Below are 20545 nucleotides of genomic sequence, written 5' to 3' on the forward strand. Positions count from 1 at the left end.
GTGCCGCTGCCGCACTAAGGTCGTGCCGGCTGCGTCCCCATCCCCATGGACGCAACCGGCCAAACCGACCAGGTCGGTACCAGCGCGGCGCGCTAACTCCCCAGCGCACGCCTCGCCCATGTACCAGTAAGGTCAACTACTCCCGTCAAGCTCCCCATGCGCATCACTTGGCTCGATGCACCTGCTGACGGGCCGCCATTGTGCAGGCCGTTTACGACATGTCCATTGATCAGGATCAAGTCGCGTCATATCTGTGGACGCCATCCCACTTTTCCGCCACTTTGTTGACGTTACCTGCACCAAACATGACGCGAGCTGACGCAATCGCCGCAACTTCTCGCCGTATGGCGCCAGCGCACTGACGTGGTCGCCAGCATCGCACGCGTCAACCATGGCCCCCGTGCACCCGTTGATGGTTGCGTGCGGCCATCACCAGTCCGAACCCGGCCAGCAACGACACCGCCGAGGTGCCGCCATAGCTGATCAGCGGCATCGGCACGCCCACCACCGGCAGCACCCCGGAAATCATGCCGCCGTTGACCAGCACATAGACGAAGAACACCAGCCCGGTGGTGCCTGCAAGCAGGCGCGCATAGCTGTCGTGCGACTGCGCGGCGATCCACAGGCAGCGGCCGATGACGCACAGGAACAGCACCAGCACCGCGACCACGCCGATCCAGCCGAACTCTTCGGCCAGCACCGAGAAGGCGAAATCGGTGGTGTACTCGGGCAGGAAATCCAGCGCTGCCTGGGTGCCCTGCCCCCAGCCTTTGCCCTGCAGGCCGCCGGACCCGATCGCGATGCGCGACTGGATGATGTTCCAGCCCGTGCCCAGCGGATCGTTCTCCGGGTATAGAAAGGTCAGCACCCGATCCTTCTGGTATTGCCGCAGGAGACCGAACCACGCCAACGGCGCCGCCACCGCCACGGCCCCCGACGCCAGCGCCAGCCAGCGCCACTGCAGGCCGGCCAGCAGCAACGCGAACATGCCGCTGGCGGTCACCAGCGTGGCGGTCCCCAGGTTGGGTTGCATCAGGATCAATCCGGCCGGCATCCCGATCAGCAGCGCCGCCACCAGCACCACGCGCGGGCGCGGCGGTAGCGGCTGCCGGTGCAGGTACCAGGCCATCATCATCGGCAGGCTGAGTTTCAGCAGTTCCGAAGGCTGCAGATAGAACACCCCCAGGTTCAACCAGCGCTGCCCGTATTTGCCCGTGCCGATCACATACACCGCGATCAACGGCAGCAGCGACACCGCGTAGATCCACGGCGACCATGCCCGCAGCTGCCGCACCGGCAGCCGCGACAGCACCCACATCGCTCCCAGCCCGGCGCCATACCGCCATGCCTGCGCCTGCACCGGCCCGTCCACGCTGTGCAGCACGGCCAGGCTGGCCATCATCAGCGTGGCCAGGGCGGCCAGCAGTGGCAGGTCCAGGCTGTGCAGGAAAAAACGCAGGACGGCGCGTACGCGCTGCAGTAGTTCGACCATGCGGACGACTCCTGTGGATGACGCGACGCACAGCAGACGGCGACACGATGGGGCGGAGGGCAAGCGCAGGACCGTAACACGCAGCACCGCCGCGCACCTGAGCCGACGCCTACCGGCCCGGCGTTGCCCCTGGGTCGCTACCCATCAACCGTAGCCGCCATGCACCGGCTGATGACGGCGCGCGGCCATCACCAACCCGAAGCCGGCGAGCAACGACACCGCCGAGGTACCGCCGTAACTGATCAGCGGCATCGGCACGCCCACCACCGGCAGCACCCCGGAAATCATGCCGCCGTTGACCAGCACATAGACAAAGAACGCCAGCCCCGTGGCGCCAGCCAACAGGCGCGAGTACGAATCGCGCGACTGCGATGCAATCCACAGGCAGCGCCCGATCACCACCAGGTACAAGGCCAGCACGATCGCCACGCCGATCCAGCCGAATTCCTCGCTGAGCACCGAGAACGCGAAGTCCGTGGTCTGCTCCGGAATGAAGTTCAGGTGCGACTGGGAGCCCTGCCCCCAGCCCTTGCCGTCGAACCCGCCCGAACCGATCGCGATCTTTGACTGGATGATGTTCCAGCCGGCCCCCAGCGCATCCATCTCCGGGTCCAGGAACATCATGATCCGATCCTTCTGGTAGGGCCGCAGCAGCCAGAACCACGCCACCGGCGCCGCCGCCGCCACCCCGCCGACCGCCACGCCCACCCACCACCACGGCAGGCCAGCCAGCAGCAGCACGAAGGCCCCGCTGGCCGCGATCAGCACACCGGTACCAAAGTCCGGCTGCAGCATCACCAACGCCGTGGGTACGCCGATGATCACCGCGCTGACCATCACCGTGGAAAAACGCGGCGGCAGCGGCATGCGGTGCAGGTACCAGGCCACCATCATCGGCAGGCTCACTTTCAGCAACTCGGCCGGCTGCAGGTAGAACAGTTTCAGATCCAGCCATTGCCGCCCGTACTTGCCCGTGCCCAGCACGAACACTGCCAGCAGCGGAATCATCGACACCGCATAGATCAGCGGCGTGGCCGAGCGGATACGCAGGATCGACACTCGTGAAATGACCCACATCGCGCCCAGCCCAACCACGAAGCGCGCGCCCTGCGCGACCACCAGGCCGTCGCCACCGGCGCTTTTGAGCACCGCCAGGCCGATCACCATCAGCGCGCCCAAGGCCAGGCACAGCACCCAGTCCAGCGTGCTGCAGAAGCGCACGACCATATCGGTCGCCCAGCGCAGGAACTCCTTCATCGGCTGCGCTCCGGTGCGGCCGGCGGTGCGGTGGCAGCCGGCAGCGGTGCGCCCGGTGCCGGTATCGGTGCAGGTGCCAGCGGCACCCCCACCACCACCGGCAGCGTTTCCAGCACGGCGGCCGCGGCATCGCCGGCCACCCGCGCATCGGCATCGCCACTGTCCACGCCGATGATGCCGATCGCCGTCGTGCCGCGCTCGCTGTCCAGCGGCTCCAGCCCGTCGGGCATCTTGCCCAGCAGCCAGGCATCGAACAGTTTGCGCGCGATCGGCGCGGCGGCCGAGCCGCCATAGCCACCGCCCTCCACCGCAATCGCCAGCACGATCACCGGGTTTTCGGCCGGCGCGAAGCCGACGAACAGCGAACGATGGCGCAGGTGCATCGGCAGGCTGCGCGGATTCACCGAGGCCGTGCCGCGACGGCTGATCACCTGCGCGGTACCGGTCTTGCCGGCGATCGTATACGGCGCACCGGCCGCCGCCCGCGCGCCGCTGCCGCCGGGGCGCATGGTCCCCATCATGCCTTCGCGCACCGCCTGCAGGTTGCCCGGGCTGGGGCTGACCGGCCGGGTCTCGCCCGCCGCCACCGGCACCCAGTCCGCATCGAAACCGGCCCGCTCCTGCATTACCAGGTGCGGCGTGCGCAGCTGGCCGTCGGCGATGCCGCCGATGCCGTGCACCAGTTGCAACGGGGTGACCTTCCAGTCGCCCTGGCCGATGCTGATGTTGACGGTGTCGCCGGGATACCAGCGTTCCTTGCGCGCCTTGTACTTGTTCTGCGGCGACGGCAGGATGCCGCCGATTTCGCCGGTGAGATCGATCCCGGTGGGCTGGCCGAAGCCGTAGTAGCCCATGTAGTGGTCGAAGCGCTCGATGCCCATGTCCAGCGCCAGCTTGTAGTAGTACGTGTTGACCGACTGGGTGATGGACTTGCGCAGGTCGGTCCAGCCGTGTCCGCCGCGGTTGGCATCGCCCCAGCCGCGCGAGGTTCCCGGCAGGTAGAACATGCCGGTGGAGAGGATCTTGTCCTCCGGCCTGCGCGTGCCGCTGTCCAGCCCGGCCAGGCCGATCAACGGCTTGATCGTCGAGCCCGGGGCCACGCCGCCCAGCACCAGGCGGTTGAACTGCGGGCGCGAGGGGTTGTCGTTGAGCGCCTTGAAATCGGCATGGGAAATGCCGTTGACGAACAGATTGGGGTCATACGACGGCAGGCTGACCATGGCCAGGACCTCGCCGGTACGCGGGTCCATCGCCACCGCCGCGCCTTCAAACTCACCGAACGCGGCCACCATCGCCCGCTGCAGGTCGGCATCGATGGACAGCCGCAGGTCGCTGCCCGACTGCGCCGCGACCCGGCCGATAGTGCGGATCGCACGGCCCTGCACGTTGGTCTCGACCTGCTCATAGCCGACCTTGCCGCGCAGCTGCTGCTCGTAATAGCGCTCCAGCCCGGACTTGCCGATGTGGGTCAGCGCGGCATTGCCCTCGCCAAGGATCTCCAGGTCCTTGTCATCGACCCGGCCGACGTAGCCGATGATGTGCGCGAACAGGTCGCCATAGGGATAGCGACGGGTCAGGTAGGGTTCCAACTCCACCCCGGGATAGCGCCAGCGGTCGACCGCGAAGCGCGCCATTTCCTCATCGGTGACGCGCAGCTTCAGGGTGACCGGCAGGAAGCTGCGGCGCGCCTTGCGCGACTTGTTGAAGGTTTCGATGTCCTCGGGGCTGAGCGCCAGGATGTTGGCCAACCCGGCCAGGGTGGCGTCCATGTCCTTGACCTTGTCCGGGGTGATGTCCAGCCGGAACGCGGGCACGTTCTCGGCAAGCAGCCGGCCATTGCGGTCATAGATCATGCCGCGCCCGGGGACTACCGGTCGCGGCTTGATGCGGTTGGCTTCCGAGCGCGTGGCGTAGATGTCGTGGTCCAGCACCTGCAGCTTGAAGTACCAGCCGCCCAGCCCGACCAGGCACACCAGCACGCCGAGGAAGCCCAGCGCGGCGCGGCGCCGGAACTGCTCCGCTTCGGCGTGGGGGTTCTTGGCCTGGCGGCGCATCTGCATGTCAGCGCCCGCGACGCCCGAACCGCACCGCATCGAGCAGCACGAACACCAGCGGCCACAGCCCCATGCCCAGCAGCGGCGCCCACCAGTACGACCACGGCAGAGTCGGCTCGCCCACCACGATGTGCACCACCGCGCTGATGATGCGGTCGTTGAACAGCAACCCGCCGATCGCCAGCATCTGCTGGGACATCGGGAAGAACCGGATGCGCGCGCGGAAGCGTTGCAGGATGAAGGTGAGCATCACCAGCCGCAGGGCCTGTTCGCCCAGCACCCCGCCATACAACAGGTCGGCGACCACGCCGCTGGCAAAGGCGATGCCCAGACCGACCCGGTCGGGGGTTTCGATCACCCAGTAGGCCAGCACCAGCGCCAGCCAGTACGGCCGCAGCGGCTGCAGCAGGGCCGGCAGGGGCAGCAGGCCCAGCAGCAGCGCCAGCACCACGCTGACCGGCAGCACCCAGGCTTTGTCGCGCAGGCGGCTCATCGGGTCGGCTCCTGCGGCGGCGGAGATTCGGGCTGCCGGGCAGAGCCCGGCACTACGCTGGCCCCGGCCGCCGACGGCGCGGGGTCAAGGGGGGATGTCCCCCCGGCAGCCGGGTTCGCCGCAGGCGAACCTGGCTGAGGCAATTGCCGCGCCGCAGGCAAGGTAATTGCCGCACCCGGGCGCAGCAGCAATACGTCGCGACCGCGATCCAGCTGCGCGGCCGGATTCAACTCGCCGACCAGGAAGGCGTGGGTGTCGTCCGGGCGCAGCGCGGTGATTTTTCCCACCGGGAAACCGGCCGGGAAGCGCCCACCCAGGCCGGAGGTCACGATCTCATCGCCTACCTCCACGCCCGCGCTGAGCGGGATGTCGCGCAGTTCCAAGGTGTCGCCACGCCCGTATACGATCAGGCGCACGCCGTTGCGGGCCACGGTGACCGGCACCGCGTGGTCCGGGTCGGTCAGCAGCAGCACGGTGGCATTGCTGCCGGTGGTGGCGATCACCTGGCCCATCAGGCCACCGCCGTCGATCACCGCCTGGCCGATGTGCACGCCATCGCGGCTGCCGGCGGCCAGCACCAGGCGCTGCCGGACCGGATCCAGGTCGATGTCCAGGATCGGCGCCAGCTGCACGTCCAGCCCACTGCGTTCGGCCACGTTGAGCAGTTCGCGCAGCTGGGCGTTGTCCAGTGCGGCGGTCTGCAGGCGGGTCAGGCGGGCGTTGGCGATCAGCAGCTGGTTGCGCAGCAGGCGGTTTTCATCGACCAGCTGGCCATGGCTGGCGGCATTGTCCTTGACCTGGGTGCCGAGCCGGCCCGGCAGGCCGGCCAGCGCCCACACCGGCTGTACCAGCACGTTGGCCTGCGCGCGCAGGCGCGACAGCCAGCCGGCCTGGTCGTCGAGCACGATCAAGGTGATGGCCAGGGCCAGATATGCGAGCAGCCGCAGTGGACTGGCGGCATCGCCCTGGCGGGAGGCTACGGGAGGACCGGCGTAAGGCGGCACGACAGGCTTCGTCTGGAGAAAGGCGGAAAGAGGATGCAACAACGCCCCGGCGCTGCGATACCCGGCGTGGCTTGCACGCAACGGGTATCACGCCGCAGGGGCGCGTCCACGACACAGGGCCGGTACGGCTTACTCCGGCGCAAAGAACTCGTTGCCGTGCATGTCCACCAGTTCCAATGCACGACCACCGCCGCGGGCCACGCAGGTCAGCGGGTCATCGGCCACCTGCACGTGCAGGCCGGTTTCCTCGGAGATCAGGCGGTCCATGTCACGCAGCAGGGCGCCACCACCGGTGAGCACGATGCCGCGCTCGGCGACGTCGGCGCACAGCTCCGGCGGGGTCTGCTCCAAGGCCAGCTTGACCGCGCTGACGATGCCCGACAGCGGCTCGTGCAGGGCTTCGAGCACCTCGTTGGAGTTGATCTTGATCATCTTCGGCACGCCCTCGGCGAGGTTGCGCCCGGAGATTTCCATCTCGATCACCTGTGCCTGCGGGTAGGCGCAGCCCAGCTCGACCTTGATCCGCTCGGCGGTGGCTTCACCGATCAGCATGCCGTGGTTGCGGCGCACGTAGTTGGTGATCGACTCGTCGAAGCGGTCGCCACCGATGCGGACCGAGGCCGAATAGACGATGCCGTTCAGCGAGATCACCGCCACCTCGGTGGTGCCGCCGCCGATGTCGATGACCATCGAGCCACGTGCCTCGGTCACCGGCATGCCGGCGCCGATCGCCGCGGCCATCGGTTCCTCGATCAGGAACACGTCACGCGCGCCGGCCTCCTCGGCCGATTCCTTGATGGCGCGGCGCTCGACCTGGGTCGAGCCGGCCGGCACGCAGACCAGCACGCGCGGGCTCGGGCGCAGGAAGCGCGACTTGTGGACCTTCTTGATGAAGTGCTTGAGCATCGCCTCGGTGTAGGTGAAGTCGGCGATGACGCCGTCCTTCATCGGGCGGATGGTGGTGATATGGCCCGGGGTACGGCCCAGCATCTGCTTGGCCTCGGCGCCGACGGCAGCCACCGAACGGGTGCCACCGATGGCGCGGTCCTGGCGCACGGCCACCACGGACGGCTCGTTCAGCACAATTCCCTGCCCACGCACATAGATGAGGGTGTTGGCCGTGCCCAGGTCGATGGACAGGTCATTGGAGAACATGCCGCGCAATTTCTTGAACATCTGGGTGTTGATCCTGAGGGGTGTCGCGCCCAACGCGGGATGGCGAAAAAATGGGCAGAATTCTAGACCGACAAGCCTAGCAATCCCCCTGTGCGCGAGCAAGGACAAATCTGGTCGAAAGCCAGCCTTCCCGGCCATTCAGGCGGATCTGGACGACCCGGTTCTGGCCCTGCGGCGCCGCACCCGTTAACCTTTGCACCGCAGGGCGCCCCAGGGCGCCGTTTCGTTGCCCGCCCGACGGGCCTCAAACTCCTTTCCGCATAGGCTTAATCGATGTCCGCTTTGATCTGTGGTTCTCTTGCCTTCGACACCATCATGGTGTTTCCGGACCAGTTCAAGAATCACATCCTGCCGGACAAGGTGCACATCCTGAATGTGTCGTTCCTGGTGCCGCGCATGCGTCGTGAATTCGGCGGTTGCGCCGGCAACATCGCCTACAACCTGCACCTGCTGGGCGGCGAGCCGATCCCGATGGGTACGGTGGGCACCGATTTCGGCCCGTACCGCGAGTACTTCCAGGGCCTGGGCATCGACCTGAGCCGGGTCAAGGTGATCGACGAGCTGTTCACGCCACAGGCCTTCATCACCACCGACCACGACAACAACCAGATCACCGCCTTCCACCCGGGCGCGATGATGCGGTCCTACGAGAACCACGTGAAGGACGTGCCGGGCGTGACCCTGGGCCTGGTCGGCCCAGACGGGCGCGAAGGCATGATCCAGAACTCGCAGGAATTCTTTGAAGCCGGCGTTCCGTTCATCTTCGACCCGGGCCAGGCCATGCCGCTGTTCAACGGCCCGGAGCTGCGCACCTTCATCGAGCAGGCCGACTACGTGGTCGTCAACGACTACGAATCCAACCTGCTGCAGGAGCGCACCGGCTGGGACGAGAAAGCGATCGTGAGCCGGGTCAAGGCCTATATCACCACCCGCGGGCCGAAGGGTGCGGTCATCCACACCCCGGAAAAGACCTATGACATCCCGCCGGCGCACGAGCGCCGCGTGGTCGATCCGACCGGCTGCGGCGACGCGTTCCGCGCCGGCCTGATCTACGGCATCGAAAAGGGTTACGACTGGCTCACCATCGGCCGCATGGGCAACCTGATGGGCGCGCTGAAGGTCGAGCACCCAGGCACCCAGAACCAGCGCTTCACCTTCGATGAGTTCAACGAGCAGTTCAAGCAGCAGTTCGGTTACGCGTTGAACGTTTGATCGCATAGCGATCAGACGCTGTCCGCGATTCGCCTTGACGAATCGCGGGCCCCAGTTTCATTCCAGCTTATCCCCGCGCCGTTGGCGCCAGAGGCTGGAACGCCATCTGCGGATGCACGCGGCGGCGGGTGCAATGCCCGTCTGCTGGTAATGCTGCTTACTTGAGCGGCGGCGGGTGTTTCGTTCGAGAATGCCGCGCGCGTTGGGGCGCCTTCGCGGCCGACAGGCCCTTGGTGCAAATGTCCCCCGGCCGCCTGCGGCGGCCTCCTCCTTGATTTTGCCCAAGGACCTGCCGGCCGCGAAGACGCTCAGCTTGCGGATGGCATAGGCAATCCCATGTTTTTGAGCGTCACCACCAACGGTGGTGACCTACGCGGGGGCAACGGTGACCTACGCGCACCGCAAGCCGAGCCCCTTGGCGGCCGGCAGAACCTTGGCAAAATAAAGGAGGAGGTCGTCGCCGCAGGCGTCGGCCGGGGGACATTTGCACAAGGGTCTGCCGGCCGCCAAGGGGCCCCGCAAGCTCGCGCTACCCCCAAGCGAAGACGCACCACGCCCGCCGCTTCGAAGCGGGCAATGCGCCGGCGCCCTGCCCTGCTCAGGGCTTGGGCTTGGGCTTCTCCGGCAACCGGTACAGCTCTTTTTCGTAGGCCAGGGTGCCCCACATGGCGTGCGCATGGGCGCGCCGGGCCAGCTCCGGTCGCAGCGGCTGCGGCTGCAGGTGGTCGCTGGCCGGATCGTAACGGTAGCCCTGCGCGGGCTTGTCCGGCTGCAGGATGGCCACGTCATTGCCCTCCATCCATGCCAGATTGCGGTCGTACTGCATCAGCGCGCGCCCCGGCTGCAGCCGTCCCGGGTCGGTCAGGTCCTGCCCGACCAGAGGCGTGGGATCGGCGATGCCCAGCAGCGACAACAGCGTCGGCGGCAGATCGATCTGACTGACGATGCGGGCGTCCCGACGTGCCGGGATGCCGCCGCCGAGGATCAAGCCGGGAATATGGAAATTGCCGATGGGCACCATGTTTTTGCCAAACACGCGCGAATCATGGTCGGCCACCACCAGGAACACGGTGTCCTCCCAGTACGGTGACGCCATTGCCTTGCGGAAGAACTCGCCCAGCGCGTAATCGGCGTACTTGGCGGCATTGTCGCGGGTCTGTTTGGGCTGCTCGTACAGGTCGATGCGGCCGTCCGGAAACTCGAACGGATCATGATTGCTGGAGGTGAACACCAGGCCGAAGAACGGCTTGCCCTGCGCCTTCAGCTGGCGGAACTGCTGGTCGGCCCGGCCGAACAGATCCTCATCGGACACCCCCCAGGAACCGACAAACGCCGGCTTGCGGTAGTCCTTGCGATCCACGATGCGGGTGAAGCCATTGGCGAGGAAAAACTCGCGCATGTTGTCGAAGTGACTTTCGCCACCGTAATAGAAGCCGGTGTCATAGCCATGCCGGCCCAGTACATCGGCCAAAGTGAAAAAGCGCTGGCGGGTGGGGGGCAGCTTGACCACCGATTCGGCCGGGGTCGGCGGGAAGCCGGTCAGGATCGCCTCGATCCCGCGCACCGAGCGCGTGCCGGTCGCATACAGTCGCTCGAACGCCCACCCCTGTTGGCTCAAGCGGTCGTAATTGGGCGACAACGGCCGCCCGCCGAGACTGCCGATGAACTGCGCGCCGAGGCTTTCTTCCAGCACGATCACCAGATTGCGCGGCTTGCCCTGATGCAGCGGCGGGCGCAGCGCCAGGCTGGGCAACGCCTCGGAGACATATGCCGAAGCCGGCAGGCCACTGGTGGCGCGCAGCTCGGCGACCACCTCGGCCAGCGGCAGGTCGCCATACACGCGCGAGGTTTCGCTGCGGGTCGCCAATTGGCGCGCGGCGTAGCCGACGGAGAACAGCGAATTCAGCGGCAACGCGTTGATGGTCGGGTCGGTCGAAAACGCCACCAGCGCCGGATTCAAGGGCCGATGCCCCAGGCTGGACCGCACGCCCATGGCCGCCACCAGCAGCACCACAAACGCCAACGGCAGCCGCCACAGCCAGCCGGCCTCGTTCACGGCCACCGGGCTGCTGCCTGCCCAGCGACGCGACCCGCGCAGCAGCGCCCAGAACAGCACGATCACCGCAGTCACTTCGATCACCACGGCCAGCAGATGCCCCCGCAGCAGCGTCATCCCGACCTCTTCGGGATAGATCAGATATTCCAGGAACAAACGGTTCGGGCGCAGCCCGTACTCGGCCATGAAACTCGGGGTGGCCAGCTCCATGAACACCACCAGCACGCTGGTCACGATCAGCCACCACCGCAACAGGTGCCGCCAGGCGCGGCCCAACCGCCCCTCCACCGGCAACAGCAGCGCCAGCACCGCAGGGATGCCGTACAGCAGGCACAGGGTCGCCACGTCCACCCGCAGCCCCTGCAGGAACACCGTGGCCCAGCCGTCGGCCGCGCTGACCCGTGAGGCGTGCCACAGCGCCAGCCCAAGCCGGGACAACGACAGGGCCACCAGGCCAAACAGGAAGAAGGCGGCAATCGGATACAGACGCCGGTGCAGCGATACCAATACAGCTCGGAGCATGGAAGGAATCCAGAAAGGGGAAAACAGACACCCACCGCCAATCCCTGGCAGCAGGTCGCACCGAACAACGTATTACCCGTCACAGCCACCGCCGCCGCGGACACCCCGCCACCAGCGCGCAACCCTTGCCACCGCCTTGATCAGACCGCGATCGCTACCGGCTGCGGGTCCCCAACCGGGCATCCGGGTACTACCGTCCAGACTGCCGGTCACGAACAATACACTGCGATGACCGCCGACGTTGACCCCACCGTGCCTGCCCGGCCGCGCCACGCCACGCCACGCTAGCGTCGCCAGTGCTCCAGCACCGCCCCGCAATCGGCCAGGTGCCAACAGGCCATCCCCGGCCACGGGTTGTCCGGGGCATTGACCAGCAGCGTGCGGGTGCCGGCGGCACGGCCGCATTCCAGATCGAAGCGGTAGTCGCCCACCATCACTACCTGCGCCGGGTCCACCTGCCAGCGCCGCACGAAGTACTGCAGCCCGGCGGGGGATGGCTTCGGGTCGGCGTCGTCGCGGCCGATGATGTCCGCTTCGGCAAACACCTCGCCCAGCCCGATGGCCTGCAGGGTGACCTGCGCCAGGCCGCGCACGTTACGGGTCAGGATGCCCAGCCGGCAGCCAGCGCCCTGCAGCGCGCGCACCAGCGCCAGCGCGCCCGCCGCAGGCTGGGAGGCCGTGGCCAGCTCGCGCTCGTGCGCCAGCAGCCAGGCGTGCTTGGCGGTGGCCTCTACCGCGGGCAACCCAGCCAGGTGGGTGAGGATGTCATCGTGTACCGGGATCGCCAGTTCGCGCTTGATCCGCTCGAAATCATGCGCCGCCACGGTCAGGGTGCCATCCATGTCGAACACCCAGTGCCGGATCGCCGACAGCGGCAAGGCAGCCGCCGGTGCGCCGGCCACCGTCACTCCCACCACTTGGGCATGCGCTGGGTGTCCACGCCGCCGGTCTCGAACACCGCCGTGCGGGTCCCGCCGGCCTTGACCGGGAATTCGATGCTGATCGTGCTGGCCTTGCGCGCCAGCGTCCACAGCGCCTTCTGGTCGGTGATGAACATCGCGATCGCCTCGTCGGTCTTGGGCCGCCAGGCCGCCATCGCGATCGGTTTGCCGCCGTCCACGCTGACCTGCACCTTGCACTGCGGGCAGCGGAAATCGCCTGCCTGCAGCACCAGGTAGGCGTGCCGCTTCCACTCGGGATGGTCGCGGAACACCAGCTGCACCGGTTTGGCGCCACTGCCGTCGACGTCCACGCGCTCCTTGCTGTAGATCTGCGCGGACACCTGGGTGCCCTTGCTGCCTACGGGAATCTGGTTGTACTGCCACAGCGCCTGCATGCGGCGCAGTTCACGCGACGCATCGGCCTTGGTCTTGACCTCGGCATAGCCCGGCGCGATGCGCGCGGCGACGTCGGTGTCCTTGTACTGGTCCAGCAGCGAGCCGCCATGGATGCGCGCGCGCTCCCAATCCTGCGCGGCCACGGCCATGTCGTACTGCTTGGCCACGCCCTCGGCCTTTTCTTCCTGCCGTGCCTTGGCGGCGGCAGCGGCCGCTTCCTGCGCCTTGCGCTCTTCCTCGGGATTGCTGCAGGCGGCCAGCGCGAAGGCACAGGCGGCGGCGAGGATCAGTCGTTTCATCAGAGGCTCCGTAAGTGGCGAGGACACCCGCAGGCATCACCCACGTACTTTAGCGGGCAGGCGCGGCAGCGTCGCGTGCAGGCGATCAGGATGCCCCCTGTCCGGGCGTGCCCGAGCGTTGTGGCTGATCAGCGTCACCACCAACGGTGGTGACCTACCCAGCGGTGTCGGCGCCGAATCTCCGTCACCACCCATGATGGTGACCTACCCAGGGGAACCGGTAGTGACCTACGCGCACCGCAAGCCGAGCCCCTTGGCGGCCGGCAGATCCTTGGCAAAATAAAGGAGGAGGTCGTCGCCGCAGGCGTCGGCCGGGGGACATTTGCACAAGGGTCTGCCGGCCGCCAAGGGGCCCCGGACGCTCGCGTTGGAGCCCAGCGAAGAGGTACCCGCTCGCTGTTGTCGCCCGTTGAAGTGAACCTTCCACCTAAAAGGGAAGAACAACTGACCCGTCCTGCCATAGGTTGACACCTGTGGCGGATGATCTGGCCGCCGTCAGGCGGCCAGAGACGCCCGATGCACCGCATCGGGCGTTTGCATTTTAAGCGACAGGTGCGGCCGCTCGGCGTTATAGATCCCCACCGACTCGGCGACCATCTGGCGTGCCTGCAGCAGGTCCCGAGGCCGGTGCAGCAGGAACTCGCCCTTCAAAATTCCATTGACCCGTTCGGCCAGCGCATTCTGGTAGCAGTCGTAGCCATCGGTCATCGAGCAGGTCACCCCATGCCTGGCGTGGATCTTCTGGTAGTAGTCCGAGCAGTACTGGATACCCCGGTCGGAGTGATGGATCAGCTGCTGCCGCGTTTTTCGTTCCTTCAGCGCCATCTGCAGTGCTTGGGCGACCTGTTCGGTCTGCAGGGTGTCGTGCACGCTCCAGCCCACGATCCTGCGCGACCACACATCGGTAATCAGGCTCAGGTATACAAATTTCCCCTGCGTGGGCAGGTAGGTAATGTCGGCTACCCAGACCTGCTCACTGCCGGTCGGTACCACGCGCCCTTCGCCGGGCTTGAGAAGATTGGGGTGCCGCCGGAAGCGGTGATGGCTGTCGGTCGTCTTGTGGTACGCCCGCCGCATGGGGACCAGCAGCCGGGCATCACGAAGGACGCCAAACAGACGGTCGCGCCCCATTGCCACTCCCGATGCTTGAAGCGTCGGTCCAATCAGATGATGCAGCTTGCGCGTGCCGATGCGCGGCTGGCGCGCTCGATAGCCACCTACCAGCGCGAGCGCCCGAGCACCGTCGGCCAATTGCCGCTGCTGACGATGGCCTGCCTGATAGTACGCTTGGCGACTGATACCAAAATGCCGGCAAGCCCTTGCCACGCTTACGCCTTGGAGGCGCCTTTGCGTGAGGACTTGCCGGAAGGCTTTTTTACGATGCGCACCCCGTAGTCTTCCTTGAGCACATCCACGATGGCCTCGAAAAGCTGCGCCTTCTCGGTCGCCTCCCGCAGCTGAACCTGCAGGACTTTGATCTGTTGTTCCGGTGTCAGCGGCTTGGCCGTTCCGGACTTGGGAGCTGTGGTCATGGGGGCAGATGATGCCCCACCTGACCAGTCTTGCCGACCATGTCGCCGAAGCCACGACAGCACGGTGCTCCGTCCTTGGATTCCGTAGCGCTCCTGGGCCTGCTTGTAGGTCAGCTCCCCACGCTCGACCTGGTCCACCACCGACAACTTGAAGGCCAGCGAGTAATCCCGCTGGCTGCGCCTGATTGTTGAATTCATTGAACATTCCTCTTCCTGTGGGAAAAGGTGTCAACTCAATTCAGGACGGGTCAAACCAAAAAAAAACGGCGGGTTTCCCCGCCGTTTTCAGGCATTGCGTGGCGCGTGGCGGTTGGCCGGGGTTACCGGCCAGCGCCTGCGGTTACTTGCTTGCCTTGTCCAGCATGTCCTGCACCGAGCCGGTGGTGATCGGGTGGTAGCCCGGCTTGGCCTTCTCGAAGGCGGCCTTGGCGAAGGCCAGGCCGTCGGGGGTCTTCACCAGTTCGGCGTAGATCGGCAGGATCAGCTTGCGACGGCCCACGCGCTCGATGAACGCACCGGCTGCTTCATTCGCCTCGGCATACCCACTGCGGATCGCCAGCGGGTACCAGCGCATCGCGATTTCGCCGTTGGCGGTACCGGTGAAATGGTAGGCCTTGTCCAGCGCGGCCAGCTTTTCCACCGGCAGGGTCTTGCCCAGGCCATCGATGAAGTGCACCCACTCCTGGGTGCCCCACTCGCTGGTGATCTGCGCATTGGGCAGCTTGTCGCTGCCCTGCCAGGCGATCCGCGCGGTATCGACGATGGAGAAGTTGCGCGAACGGGCCTTGGTCGCAAATACCGGGATGCCCGGCTCGTCCAGCCATGCCTTCAGCTCGGCGTCGGTGACCGCGCCGGGCTTCTTGGACAACAGGTTCTTCTTCAGGTACGCCACGAACTGGTCGGTGTTGGCGCTCTGGAACGCGTGGTCGTCGAACCAGCCCCGCAGGAACGGGTCGAAGGTTTCGCGGCCGAAACGCTGCTCCAGGAACTGCAGGAACCACGAGCCCTTGACGTAGGCCACATTGCTCAGCGCCTCGTCCGGGTCACGTTCGGTCAGCGGCGGCAGCGCCAGCGCCTGGTCGGCCGGGCTCATCTCCTTGACCTCGGCCAGCAGGTCGTTCTGGTCGATCTCGCGCTCCATCTCGGCCATCTCCTGGCCGTACAGCGCCTCGGTGATGCGGCCCTGCACGTAGGTGGTGAACCCTTCGTTGAGCCAGATGTCCTTCCAGCTGGCGTTGGTCACCAGGTTGCCCGACCAGCTGTGCGCCAGCTCATGGGCAACCAGCGAGACCAGCGATTTGTCGCCGACGATCACCGTCGGGGTGGCGAAGGTCAGGCGCGGGTTCTCCATGCCGCCGAACGGGAACGACGGCGGCAGCACCAGCATGTCGTAGCGGCCCCAGCGGTACTCGCCGTACAGCTTTTCGGCGGCACCGATCATCTTCTCGGTGTCTTCGAACTCCTTGGCGGCCTTGCCGACCATGGTCGGTTCGGCCCAGACGCCGGAACGGCCGGAGATCGGCTCGAACACCAGGTCGCCGGCGGCAATGGCCAGCAGGTAGGACGGAATCGGCTGCGGCATCTTGAAGGTGTAGTCACCATCACGCGCGGCCTTGGGATCGTTGTCGGCGCTCATCAGCACCATCACGTCCGGGCGCGAAAGCACGTGCGCGCTGTAGGTGAAGCGCACGCTCGGGGTGTCCTGCAGCGGCACCCAGGAACGGGCGTGGATGGCCTGCGACTGGCTGAACATGAAGGGCAGCTTCTTGCCCTCGGTCATCGACGGCTCCAGCCACTGCAGGCCCGAGGCGGTCGGGGCGGTGTGATAGGTGATCTGCACCTTGCCCGGCTGTTGCGGTGCTTCGATGCTCAGCTTGCTGCCGAACACCTTGTCGGCCGGGGCCAGCACGAACTGCAGCGGCGAGGCCTTGCCGTCGGCGTCGATCGCCTCGACCTTCTGCACGCTCAGTTCGCGGGTGTCCAGCACCAGCTGCCTGGCGGCCTTGTCCTTCCACTCCAGGGTGTAGGTGGCGGTGCCACCGATCTGCCGGGCGTCGAAGTCCAGCTTCAGGTCCAGCGCCAGGTCCTTGACCACCACCTTGTCCGGCTCGGCGTAGGAGCTTTCGTCGTGGGTGCGGCTGTCGGCTTTCATGGCAGTGCTCGCCGGGGCGGAAGCGGTGGGCGCGGCGGTCGGGGCCGCCGGTTCTTTGGAACAGCCAGCAGCCAGCGCCACGGCAAGGGGAATCAACAGGAACGGAGATCGCATGGACATCGGGACCGATCAGGGTGAAACCACCAGTTTACCCCCAGCCCCCGCCGGCTGCCGTGGCACTGCAGCATTTGGCCTATTCAGTCGCCGTCGCACAGCAACCGCGCCCCACCGGCGACCTTGGCCCGGTACATCGCCGTGTCCGCGCGACGGTAAACCTCACGCAGGTCTTCACCGGCGCGATAGGCCGCGCCGCCGGCACTGGCCTTGAGCGGGATCTCGCCGCCTTCGACGGCATCCATCGCCACCAGCCAGCGCCGCAGGCGTGCGCAGGCCACCTCGTGGTGGGCATGCACGGCCAGCACGAACTCGTCACCGCCCCAGCGACCGATCCAGTCGCCGGGCAGCAGCCATTGCCGCGCCGACTCCACCAGCCGCACCAGCACCTGGTCGCCAACCAGATGGCCGTGCGCGTCGTTGATCGGCTTGAGGTTGTCCAGGTCCACCACGAACAGGCTCAAGGGCTGCTGCCGTTCCTGCGACCGGCTTGCCGAATCGGCCAGCGCCTGTTCGCAGCCGCGTCGGTTCAGTGCCTGGGTGAGCGGATCCAGCAACACGCTGCGGCGCAGGTCGCGCAGGCCGGCGTCGACCCCATGCAGGTTGCGGTTGATGCTGCGCAGCAGCCGGCCGATCTCGTCATGGCCCAGGTCGGGCAGGTGCGGCAGGCGCTGTTCGTCGTAGTACGCCTCCAGCGCATCGGCGGCCTGCCGCAGCGGTGCCATCAGCCGGTACAGCGCCAGCATTGCCATGCCCGTGCCGACCAGGGTGGCGCCAAGCACCACCGCGACCACCGTCCACATCGTTTCGCGCTGGTAGTGGCCGCTGAGGGCCATCCACACCAGCAGCACCAGCAGCGGCACATGCACGCCGACGAACACCACCGTCATCAGCCGGGCACTGAACGAACGCGGAAATACCCGTGCCAGCCTGCGGTACAGACGCATGGCAAGCCCTCCGTGACAGCCTGCCCGCAGTGTCGCCGAGCGGGCTCAGGCGGAACCGGAACTGGGTCTCAAACCTTATAGCCGGAGTGAATCGAGACGATGCCGCCAGTCAGGTTCTTGTAATGGCAGCGCGCGAAGCCCGCCTCGCCCATCATGGTCTTGAGCTGTTCCTGCGGCGGGTGCTTGCGGATGCTCTCGGCCAGGTACTGGTAGCTGTCGCCGTCGCGCGCGAACAGCTGGCCCAGCTTGGGCAGGATCTTGAACGAGTGGAAGTCGTAGATCGGCTTGAACCAATCTGCAGTGACTTCGGAAAACTCCAGCACGCGCGCCTGGCCGCCCACCTTGAGCACGCGGTACATCTCACGCAGGCCGGCGTCCTTGTCGGTGACGTTGCGCAGGCCGAAGGCAATGGTGACCAGGTCGAAGCTGGCATCCGGGAACGGCAGCGCCTCGGCGTTGCACTGGACGTACTCCAGGCCCTTGACCAGGCCGCGGTTCATCAGCCGGTCGCGGCCGACCGAGAGCATGCCGGCGTTGATGTCGCCCAGCACCACGTCGCCGTCCTCGCCCACCCGCTCCTTGATCAGCGCGGCGATATCGCCGGTGCCGCCGGCCAGGTCGAGCACGCGGTCGCCCGGCTTCACCTGCGCGGTGGCCACGTAATAGCGCTTCCACACCCGGTGGATGCCCAGGCTCATCAGGTCGTTCATCAGGTCGTAGCTGCGCGCGACCGAGGTGAACACTTCGCCCACCAGCTTCTGCTTGTCCGAGGCAGCGACATCGCGGAAGCCGAAATGGGTGGTGCCGCTCTTGTAGGGGGATTCGCTCATGGGCCGATTATCGCACCGCCAGGACCGCAGCGGCACCTCGCCAGTGCGACCGGGCGCCGCAGGGATGCCCGCCTACGGGCGGCGGGGCCACTATCATGGCCGTCCAGACGTCCACGGAATGCCCATGATCACCACCCCCGACTACGCCGCCCTGCTTGAAACCGCCATCGCCGAAGCCCGCCAGGGCCTGGCCGAGGGCGGCATCCCGATCGGCGCGGCGCTGTACCACAACGACGGTCGCCTGCTCGGCTGTGGCCACAACCGCCGCGTGCAGGAAGGCGACCCGTCGGTGCACGGCGAGACCGATGCGTTCCGCAAGGCCGGCCGCCAGCGCCGTTACCAGGACACCATCATGGTCACCACACTGGCCCCGTGCTGGTACTGCAGCGGGCTGGTGCGCCAGTTCAACATCGGCACCGTGGTGGTGGGCGAATCGGTCACCTTCCAGGGCGGCATCGCGTGGCTGCGCGAGAACGGGGTGAACGTGATCGACATGCAGAGCCAGGAATGCATCGACCTGCTGGGCGGCTTCATTTCGGCCCACCCCGAGGTGTGGAACGAAGACATCGGCGAGTAAGCCATGCCGATACCGGGCGCAATGTTGCGCCATGGCACGCCATCGGTCATCGATGGCATGCCTGCCGCATGCGGCGTTGTGAACGCTTCAGTTGCAGACAGGATGTTGAACACGCTGCGCCTGCTACGTCTCCGGCGCATGTTGTGACGCGGCACGCACTACACCCCCACCCACTGAACACGCCGCGATAACAATCCGGCGGCAACAGGGGCCTATGGTGGGTCGACAGGGGGCAGCATCGTCGAGGAGACGCCATGAATGCCCGAAGACGCCGCACTGCCGCTGTTGTTGGCCCCGCCATGATCGATGCCTGGGAGCAGCTGCAGGTGCACTACGCCACCCATCACAACGCCGCCCCGTTCTGGAGTGCCTACCAGGCCATCCAGGACGAACTGACGCTTGCCCACCCGCACCACCGGATCGATGTCTGCAACCAGCTGGCCACGCTGGCCGAACGGCTGGGCGTGGTCGACCACGCGCAGTTGCTGCACACGGTCCGGCCGCACGTCCACCGCGCTGTTCGCCACACCGGCTCGACATCGCCATGACATCGCCTGCACCGCGCATTACGCACTCTTGCTGGACTCCCTCCTTGCATATCGATACAACCATGCCTTCCCAGATTTCCATCCCCGCCGTGATCGACGTCGACGCCGAAGTCGCCTACTGGCGCCAGCGACACGCCGACGGTCAGCTCGGGTCCGGCTCGTTCGGCCACTACGTGCCGTGGATCAAGTTCGCCTGCGATTCGCTGATCACCCAGCCGCGCGCCAGCGACGAACAGCGTGATGAGATGTTCCAGACCCACTATGCGCTGCAGATCATGCCGCGGCTGAGCGAAGCGCAGGCCCGCAGCTTCGTCGACCAGTGCTGGGAACATGTGTACCTCAGCGGCCACCAGGACCAGGCCACGCGCCCGCGGCTGGTCGCGCACGTCTGAGTGCATGGCCACGCGCTGCACGGCGCGTACACGGCAGGCCGCCAATGATGCCGGTCACCCCGGTCATGATTGCCCTGCCCCATGAACATGCGAAGTGTATTCAACCTGGTCGCCAAGAAGGCGTCCTACGCCGCCGGCACGCCGTGGACGTTCCTGGCCGCGCTGGCGATCGTGGTGGTGTGGGGCGTCAGCGGCCCCGTGTTCAAGTTCAACGACACCTGGCAGCTGGTGATCAACACCGGCACCACCATCATCACCTTCCTGATGGTGTTCCTGATCCAGCACAGCCAGAACGCGGACGCGGCCGCCGTGCAGATCAAACTGGACGAGTTGATCCGCGCCACCGCCGAGGCCAACAACGAATTGTTGGACCTGGAAGAGCTGGATGAAACGCGGCTTGAAGAGATTCGTCGCGAGTACGAACAGATGGCCCGCGAGGCCGGCGATGCGCTGGAGAAGGTCCGCGCCTGCCACCGCGACCGACGGGAAACGTCACCGCCATCGCACTGACCGGGTGCCGGGGGTTGCCGGCCATCGACCGGCAACCTCCC

The 20545-nt window shown here is 66.6% G+C and carries 18 protein-coding genes; 5 read left to right on the plus strand and 13 right to left on the minus strand.

The genetic code is table 11. The features are described 5' to 3' along the window. Positions 1–385 precede the first annotated feature (385 nt). The 6 genes from rodA (AC3IR9_RS17730) to AC3IR9_RS17755 all read right to left on the minus strand — a co-directional run bounded on the left by rodA (AC3IR9_RS17730) (position 386) and on the right by AC3IR9_RS17755 (position 7476). Positions 386–1492 (minus strand): rod shape-determining protein RodA, encoded by a 1107-nt coding sequence (gene rodA, locus AC3IR9_RS17730; RefSeq protein WP_489292373.1) that lies wholly within the window; start codon positions 1490–1492, stop codon positions 386–388. Between the two features lie 144 nt (positions 1493–1636). Continuing rightward, entirely contained in the window at positions 1637–2749 is a 1113-nt protein-coding gene (gene rodA / locus AC3IR9_RS17735; RefSeq protein WP_489292374.1) for a rod shape-determining protein RodA, read from the minus strand. Beyond that, positions 2746–4809, minus strand: a complete 2064-nt coding sequence (mrdA, locus tag AC3IR9_RS17740; RefSeq protein WP_489292375.1) for a penicillin-binding protein 2 — start codon at positions 4807–4809, stop codon at positions 2746–2748. Before mrdA ends, rodA (AC3IR9_RS17735) begins: the two co-directional genes overlap by 4 nt. 1 nt (position 4810) lies before the next feature. Next, complete coding sequence (gene mreD, locus AC3IR9_RS17745) at positions 4811–5296, minus strand: rod shape-determining protein MreD (RefSeq protein WP_489292376.1); 486 nt, start codon at positions 5294–5296, stop codon at positions 4811–4813. Continuing rightward, positions 5293–6300 (minus strand): rod shape-determining protein MreC, encoded by a 1008-nt coding sequence (gene mreC / locus AC3IR9_RS17750; RefSeq protein ID WP_489292378.1) that lies wholly within the window; start codon positions 6298–6300, stop codon positions 5293–5295. The genes mreD and mreC overlap by 4 nt, the downstream gene beginning before the upstream one ends. A 129-nt stretch (positions 6301–6429) precedes the next feature. Next, on the minus strand, positions 6430–7476 hold the full coding sequence (locus AC3IR9_RS17755; RefSeq protein ID WP_489292380.1) for a rod shape-determining protein: 1047 nt from the start codon (positions 7474–7476) through the stop codon (positions 6430–6432). Between the two features lie 273 nt (positions 7477–7749). Here AC3IR9_RS17755 and AC3IR9_RS17760 point away from each other — a divergent pair, with 273 nt between their 5' ends. Next, entirely contained in the window at positions 7750–8688 is a 939-nt protein-coding gene (locus AC3IR9_RS17760; RefSeq protein ID WP_489292381.1) for a carbohydrate kinase family protein, read from the plus strand. 598 nt (positions 8689–9286) lie between these two features. On the opposite strand, the gene AC3IR9_RS17765 is transcribed toward AC3IR9_RS17760, so the two are convergent. The 7 genes from AC3IR9_RS17765 to ubiE form a co-directional block, all read right to left on the minus strand. Further along, a complete protein-coding gene (locus AC3IR9_RS17765; protein ID WP_489292382.1) occupies positions 9287–11266 on the minus strand; it encodes an LTA synthase family protein in 1980 nt (659 codons plus the stop codon). 284 nt (positions 11267–11550) lie between these two features. Continuing rightward, a complete protein-coding gene (locus AC3IR9_RS17770) occupies positions 11551–12168 on the minus strand; it encodes an HAD family hydrolase (protein ID WP_489292383.1) in 618 nt (205 codons plus the stop codon). Between the two features lie 2 nt (positions 12169–12170). Then, positions 12171–12902 (minus strand): hypothetical protein, encoded by a 732-nt coding sequence (locus AC3IR9_RS17775; RefSeq protein ID WP_489292384.1) that lies wholly within the window; start codon positions 12900–12902, stop codon positions 12171–12173. A gap of 495 nt (positions 12903–13397) precedes the next feature. Continuing rightward, positions 13398–14632, minus strand: a protein-coding gene (locus AC3IR9_RS17780; RefSeq protein ID WP_489291031.1) for an IS3 family transposase whose coding sequence is annotated in 2 segments (ribosomal slippage) — positions 13398–14281 and positions 14281–14632 — 1236 coding nt in all. Because the reading frame shifts where the segments join, the coding sequence is not laid out codon by codon here. Between the two features lie 142 nt (positions 14633–14774). After that, entirely contained in the window at positions 14775–16700 is a 1926-nt protein-coding gene (locus tag AC3IR9_RS17785; protein WP_489295889.1) for a M1 family metallopeptidase, read from the minus strand. Between the two features lie 83 nt (positions 16701–16783). Beyond that, complete coding sequence (locus tag AC3IR9_RS17790; protein ID WP_489292385.1) at positions 16784–17647, minus strand: GGDEF domain-containing protein; 864 nt, start codon at positions 17645–17647, stop codon at positions 16784–16786. Between the two features lie 68 nt (positions 17648–17715). Further along, positions 17716–18477 (minus strand): bifunctional demethylmenaquinone methyltransferase/2-methoxy-6-polyprenyl-1,4-benzoquinol methylase UbiE, encoded by a 762-nt coding sequence (ubiE, locus tag AC3IR9_RS17795; protein ID WP_489292387.1) that lies wholly within the window; start codon positions 18475–18477, stop codon positions 17716–17718. A gap of 124 nt (positions 18478–18601) precedes the next feature. Between ubiE and AC3IR9_RS17800 the strand changes: the two genes are divergently transcribed. The 4 genes from AC3IR9_RS17800 to AC3IR9_RS17815 all read left to right on the plus strand — a co-directional run bounded on the left by AC3IR9_RS17800 (position 18602) and on the right by AC3IR9_RS17815 (position 20504). Then, positions 18602–19054 (plus strand): nucleoside deaminase, encoded by a 453-nt coding sequence (locus tag AC3IR9_RS17800; protein WP_489292389.1) that lies wholly within the window; start codon positions 18602–18604, stop codon positions 19052–19054. Between the two features lie 254 nt (positions 19055–19308). Then, positions 19309–19602, plus strand: coding sequence for a hypothetical protein (locus AC3IR9_RS17805; protein WP_489292391.1), 294 nt, complete (start codon positions 19309–19311; stop codon positions 19600–19602). A 62-nt stretch (positions 19603–19664) separates the two neighbouring features. Continuing rightward, positions 19665–19994 (plus strand): hypothetical protein, encoded by a 330-nt coding sequence (locus AC3IR9_RS17810; protein WP_489292392.1) that lies wholly within the window; start codon positions 19665–19667, stop codon positions 19992–19994. A gap of 81 nt (positions 19995–20075) precedes the next feature. Beyond that, positions 20076–20504, plus strand: coding sequence for a low affinity iron permease family protein (locus tag AC3IR9_RS17815; protein WP_489292393.1), 429 nt, complete (start codon positions 20076–20078; stop codon positions 20502–20504). Positions 20505–20545: the final 41 nt, after the last annotated feature.

Source organism: Stenotrophomonas sp. GL_101 (assembly GCF_057835675.1).

Coding starts and splice junctions, on each gene's coding strand:
- mreD (WP_489292376.1), bottom strand. CDS start 5,296: ATGAGCCGCCTGCGCGACAAAGCCTGGGTGCTGCCGGTCAGCGTGGTG.
- AC3IR9_RS17760 (WP_489292381.1), top strand. CDS start 7,750: ATGTCCGCTTTGATCTGTGGTTCTCTTGCCTTCGACACCATCATGGTG.
- rodA (WP_489292373.1), bottom strand. CDS start 1,492: ATGGTCGAACTACTGCAGCGCGTACGCGCCGTCCTGCGTTTTTTCCTG.
- AC3IR9_RS17765 (WP_489292382.1), bottom strand. CDS start 11,266: ATGCTCCGAGCTGTATTGGTATCGCTGCACCGGCGTCTGTATCCGATT.
- AC3IR9_RS17800 (WP_489292389.1), top strand. CDS start 18,602: ATGATCACCACCCCCGACTACGCCGCCCTGCTTGAAACCGCCATCGCC.
- ubiE (WP_489292387.1), bottom strand. CDS start 18,477: ATGAGCGAATCCCCCTACAAGAGCGGCACCACCCATTTCGGCTTCCGC.
- AC3IR9_RS17790 (WP_489292385.1), bottom strand. CDS start 17,647: ATGCGTCTGTACCGCAGGCTGGCACGGGTATTTCCGCGTTCGTTCAGT.
- mrdA (WP_489292375.1), bottom strand. CDS start 4,809: ATGCAGATGCGCCGCCAGGCCAAGAACCCCCACGCCGAAGCGGAGCAG.
- AC3IR9_RS17755 (WP_489292380.1), bottom strand. CDS start 7,476: ATGTTCAAGAAATTGCGCGGCATGTTCTCCAATGACCTGTCCATCGAC.
- AC3IR9_RS17805 (WP_489292391.1), top strand. CDS start 19,309: ATGAATGCCCGAAGACGCCGCACTGCCGCTGTTGTTGGCCCCGCCATG.
- rodA (WP_489292374.1), bottom strand. CDS start 2,749: ATGAAGGAGTTCCTGCGCTGGGCGACCGATATGGTCGTGCGCTTCTGC.
- AC3IR9_RS17810 (WP_489292392.1), top strand. CDS start 19,665: ATGCCTTCCCAGATTTCCATCCCCGCCGTGATCGACGTCGACGCCGAA.
- AC3IR9_RS17775 (WP_489292384.1), bottom strand. CDS start 12,902: ATGAAACGACTGATCCTCGCCGCCGCCTGTGCCTTCGCGCTGGCCGCC.
- AC3IR9_RS17785 (WP_489295889.1), bottom strand. CDS start 16,700: ATGCGATCTCCGTTCCTGTTGATTCCCCTTGCCGTGGCGCTGGCTGCT.
- AC3IR9_RS17815 (WP_489292393.1), top strand. CDS start 20,076: ATGAACATGCGAAGTGTATTCAACCTGGTCGCCAAGAAGGCGTCCTAC.